Annotated in this window: 3 protein-coding genes and 1 pseudogene; all 4 read right to left on the reverse strand. The window is 65.7% G+C overall.

What is annotated here, in order from left to right; all coding sequences use genetic code 11:
- A pseudogene (locus DBR20_RS09630) lies at positions 1 to 607 on the reverse strand (hypothetical protein); the annotation flags it as partial.
- A gap of 300 nt (positions 608 to 907) precedes the next feature.
- A complete protein-coding gene (locus DBR20_RS09635) occupies positions 908 to 3,130 on the reverse strand; it encodes an NADP-dependent isocitrate dehydrogenase (RefSeq protein WP_108266021.1) in 2,223 nt (740 codons plus the stop codon).
- Between the two features lie 399 nt (positions 3,131 to 3,529).
- The gene (locus DBR20_RS09640; protein ID WP_100553805.1) at positions 3,530 to 4,033 is read right to left on the reverse strand and encodes a hypothetical protein; all 504 of its coding nucleotides are present in this window, start codon (positions 4,031 to 4,033) and stop codon (positions 3,530 to 3,532) included.
- 47 nt (positions 4,034 to 4,080) lie between these two features.
- The gene (locus DBR20_RS09645) at positions 4,081 to 4,374 is read right to left on the reverse strand and encodes a LysM peptidoglycan-binding domain-containing protein (protein ID WP_025878595.1); all 294 of its coding nucleotides are present in this window, start codon (positions 4,372 to 4,374) and stop codon (positions 4,081 to 4,083) included.
- Positions 4,375 to 4,487 lie beyond the last annotated feature (113 nt).

The following is a 4,487-nucleotide window of genomic DNA, read 5'->3' on the forward strand; positions in this document are numbered from 1 at the left end:
GTGCCCATTGCCACAGCAGCGGACGCAGCGGCAGTCGCGTGCGGTCACCCGCCAGTGCCTGCAGCTGTGCCGGCTGCAATGCGTCCAGATACAGATGCTCGAAGCCCTGTGCCAGCCGTTCCACCAGCACCGTGGCCGGCTCGCGCAGCAACACCGCCTGGTCCTGTTCCAGATCCAGCAGCAACAGTGGCTCTGCACCCTCGCCCAACAGCGCCTGGCCCTGCCGCAATGGCAGGCGCTCGCGCAGCAGACGGGTGATCGCGTGTGCTCCGTCCGCCAGGCGGATCGCTGTCGCTACGGTACCGGCCTGCATCCCGCGCAGTGCGCGTCCTATCGCACCATCATCCAATACGTCCTGGCCGCCATCGCCCTCGCGCAACTGGCCACCCAGGTCCTCGATCCAGCAGTGCAGCCGCGGGCGCTGCTGGCGCATGCGCAGTGCCGCGTTGCGCAGCGCCGGCGTATCGCGGATCACCAGCAGGTCGCAGTCGTCCAGGTCCTGGCTGCGGCGGATCTGCCCGTCGGGCAACGCCGAGGCCAACCGCAGCCGCTGCAGCAGGGCCTGTTCGCCCTGGATATCGGTTCCCACTACGAGCACGCGTGCCATCCGTGTTCCCCGTGCGACCACCTCCCCGGCGGTCTCGCATCGCCAAGGCTAGGCCATGGCTTGCCGCCATCGTCGTGATCGACTGCTCATATTGACGGCAATGGTGAACACGCACGCGTCCGTTCTGCGACGGCCATCGCGGGCAAGTTTCATGCCGTGTTGACGACATTCCGACAGATGACGGATTTCACGGCTTTCTGCCGCTCCCCGTCCGCGCATGGATGGGCGCCGGCAACAACCGGGCAAAAAGAAACCCGCGCCGAAGCGCGGGTTTCGAGGTCACAACCGGGCAGCGATGGATCAGCCGCGCAGCTGCTCCAGCGCGGCGTTGAAGGTCGCGCTCGGACGCATCGCGGCAGCGGCCTTGGCCACGTCCGGACGGTAGTAGCCACCGATGTCCACGGCCTTGCCTTGCGCGGCGATCAGCTCGTCGACGATCTTCTGCTCGTTGTCGGCCAGTGCCTTGGCCAGCGGAGCGAAGCGTGCCTGCAGTGCAGCGTCTTCGTTCTGCGCGGCGAGCGCCTGCGCCCAGTACAGGGCGATGTAGAAGTGGCTGCCACGGTTGTCGATGCCACCGAGCTTGCGCGACGGCGACTTGTCGTTGTCCAGGAACTGACCGTTGGCCTCGTCCAGCGCCTTGGCCAGCACGCGGGCAGCGGCGTTGTCGTAGCGGTTGCCGAGGTGCTCCAGCGACGCGGCCAGGGCCAGGAATTCACCCAGCGAATCCCAACGCAGGTAATCCTCTTCGACGAACTGCTGCACGTGCTTCGGGGCCGAACCACCGGCACCGGTCTCGAACAGGCCGCCACCGGCCATCAGCGGCACGATCGACAGCATCTTGGCGCTGGTGCCCAGTTCCATGATCGGGAACAGGTCGGTGAGGTAATCGCGCAGCACGTTGCCGGTCACCGAAATGGTGTCCTCGCCCTTGCGGATGCGGGCCAGCGAGAAGGTGGTCGCTTCCACCGGCGGCAGGATGCGGATGTCCAGGCCGTTGGTGTCGTGGTCCTTCAGGTACGTCTCGACCTTGGCGATGACCTGCGCGTCGTGGGCGCGGGCGGCGTCCAGCCAGAACACGGCCGGGGTGCTGCTCAGGCGGGCGCGTTCGACGGCCAGCTTGACCCAGTCCTGGATCGGCGCGTCCTTGGTCTGGCACATGCGCCAGATGTCGCCCGCTTCCACGGCGTGTTCGAACACCACGTTGCCGGCGTCGTCGGTGACCTTGACCACGCCGTCGGCAGCGATCTGGAAGGTCTTGTCGTGCGATCCGTACTCTTCAGCCTTCTGCGCCATCAGGCCGACGTTGGGCACCGAGCCCATGGTGGCCGGGTTGAAGGCACCGTTGCTGCGGCAGTCGTCGATGACGGCCTGGTACACGCCGGCATAGCAGCGGTCCGGAATGACCGCCTTGGTGTCCTGCAGCTTGCCTTCGGCGTTCCACATCTTGCCGGAGTCGCGGATCATCGCCGGCATCGATGCGTCGACGATCACATCGCTCGGCACGTGCAGGTTGGTGATGCCCTTGTCGGAGTTGACCATGGCCAGGCCCGGGCGCTGTGCGTACTCGGCAGCCAGGTCGGCTTCGATGGCGGTGCGGGTGGCTTCGGGCAGCGACGGCAGGCGCGCGGCCAGGTCACCGATGCCGTTGTTGGCATCGAAACCAGCCTGCTTGAGCACGTCGGCGTGCTTGGCGAGCACGTCCTTGTAGAACTCGTTGACCGCCACGCCGAACATGATCGGGTCGGAGACCTTCATCATGGTCGCCTTCAGGTGCAGCGAGAACAGCACGCCCTGGGCCTTGGCATCGGCGATCTGTTCGCCGATGAAAGCGGCCAGTGCCTTGCGGCTCATCACCGCGGCGTCGACGATCTCGCCGGCCTTGACCGCGGTCTTTTCCTTCAGCACGACGGTGCTGCCGTCCTTGCCGTGGAAGGTGATCTTCAGCGAACCGGCGTTGGCCAGCGTGGCCGACTTCTCGCTGCCGTAGAAATCACCGGCGGCCATGTGCGCGACGTGCGACTTCGAATCGGACGCCCAGGCGCCCATGCGGTGCGGATGCTTGCGGGCGTAGTTCTTTACCGACAGCGGCGCGCGCCGATCGGAGTTGCCTTCGCGCAACACCGGATTCACCGCACTGCCCTTGACCTTGTCGTAGCGCGCCTTGTAGTCGCGCTGCTGGTCGTCGGCCGGGGTTTCCGGGTAATCCGGCAGCGGATAGCCCTGGTCCTGCAGTTCCTTGATGGCAGCCTTCAGCTGCGGCACCGAGGCGGAGATGTTCGGCAGCTTGATGATGTTGGCGTCGGGGGTGGTCGCCAGCTGGCCCAGCTCGGCCAGGTCATCGTTGACCTTCTGCGCATCGCTCAGCAGTTCCGGGAACAGCGAGAGGATGCGGCCGGACAGCGAGATGTCACGGGTTTCCACCGCGATGCCGGCGGTGGAGGTATAGGCGTCGACGATCGGCAGCAGCGACTGGGTGGCCAGGAACGGTGCTTCGTCGGTCAGCGTGTAGAGGATCTTGGACATGGGGGACTTGGACTCTGTAGCAGTGCTCAGGGGAAGGCCGGCGCCAGCGCCGGGCCACGTGCAACCGTGTCGCTTTCCTCCGCCGCCGTCAGGGTGGGCGCGCGCCGGGGAAACCCCTGCATTGTCGCGTTTTCAGCCGCGCGGGGCAAAGCCGCGCCATACGCGGTGGTACTGCACCCCGGCAACGCTGTGATCCATCCACGCATGGCGTGGATCTACGAAAACACCGCCGTGCCCAGCGCAGGTAGATCCGCGCCATGCGTGGATGGAGATGCCGCGCGTGCCGCGCTCCGGTAGATCCGCCATGCGTGGATGAGGCCAGGTCACCGCCCAATAAAAAAGGACGCAGCCTCGCGGCTGCGTCCATCGTGAGTCCAACCGGGAGAGAGTCGGCGGGACTTACTTGACCTCGAACTCCTGCGGCGTTCCGGCCGCCTTGCCATCGACAATGACTTCGGCGCGGTACTTGCCGGCCGGCCAGCCATTGGCATTCTTGAAGGTGATGTTGGTGGTCTCTGCACCGCTGGTGTTCAGGGTCGCGTTCTGCTCACCGGCCACCTGGCCATCCTGGTAGGTCAGCTTGGCGCCGACGGTGACATTGTTGGCCGCGCCATCGGTCTTCACCGAAACGATGACCTCGTCCTTCGGCGCGAACAGGGCGGCAGTGGTCACCGACTTGTCAGCAGCGGCAGACTTGCCGACGGTGACGGCCGACACCGCAACGGCCGATGCAGCCATCGGCGGCGGCGCGCCGGTCATCGGAGCGGGCGCTTCGGCCGGCGTGGTCGCTGCCGGAGCCGCGTTGTTGTCTGCGGTTTCTTCCTTCTTCTTGCAGCCCACCAGGGCGACACTGCCCAGCAGTGCGGCCAGCAGGGCATTCTGAAGCGGGGTCGTCTTGATCATTCGGGGTTCCTCCCAGGGATTGTCGGACGGCGATTGGATCGCCGGCATTACTTCGGCGGCAGTTTCAGGGTCTGGCCCGGGAAGATCTTGTCCGGGTCGTCGAGCACATCGCGGTTGGCTTCGAAGATCTTCTTCCAGGCGTTGGCATCGCCCAGGTGCTGCTTGGCGATCTTCGACAGCGAATCACCCTTCTGCACGGTGTAGGTGCCACCGCTGACCACCTCGGCGGTACTGTCCACCGAGGCACTGACGCCGGAGAAGTCCGCCTTGGGGACCTGCTGGGCGGTACTGTCGACGCTGCCACTGACGCCGGAGAAATCGGCTTTCTTCTCGGTACTCATCCACACACTCCCGTCTGTATGACTACATGGCTGCCACGGTGTCATAGAGGTTGTTAAATGGGGATGGTGCCGATGTGAAGCCGCCCCCCGGGGCGGCTGAACAATCGAGGCGG

The sequence above is a fragment of the Stenotrophomonas sp. HMWF023 genome (assembly GCF_003060985.1).
In the GTDB taxonomy this organism is placed as follows: domain Bacteria; phylum Pseudomonadota; class Gammaproteobacteria; order Xanthomonadales; family Xanthomonadaceae; genus Stenotrophomonas; species Stenotrophomonas lactitubi.